The organism is Paenibacillus soyae, from assembly GCF_024623455.1.
GTDB lineage: Bacteria > Bacillota > Bacilli > Paenibacillales > Paenibacillaceae > Pristimantibacillus > Pristimantibacillus soyae.
The window spans coordinates 1-255 of the sequence record NZ_JANIPJ010000097.1; the positions used below are offsets into that span (position 1 = coordinate 1).

The following is a 255-nucleotide window of genomic DNA, read 5'->3' on the forward strand; positions in this document are numbered from 1 at the left end:
AGGGGTGCGCTCTAACCAGCTGAGCTAAAGGCCCTCGGGTATTCTATTCGCTATAGAACTCCAGAAAGATCGAAATTGATCTTTCAAAACTGACAACGAGCGAGCAACAATCCTGCCTGAGAGTTGCCTGTGGAAGCTTATGCTTCCTATCCGATCTTCATCGAGATCGGGTATATCCTTAGAAAGGAGGTGATCCAGCCGCACCTTCCGATACGGCTACCTTGTTACGACTTCACCCCAATCATCTACCCCACC

The 255-nt window shown here is 49.4% G+C and carries 1 rRNA gene; it reads right to left on the bottom strand.

Annotated elements, in window-relative coordinates:
* Positions 1-182: 182 nt before the first annotated feature.
* Positions 183-255 (bottom strand): 16S ribosomal RNA (locus tag NQZ67_RS30160); the annotation flags it as partial.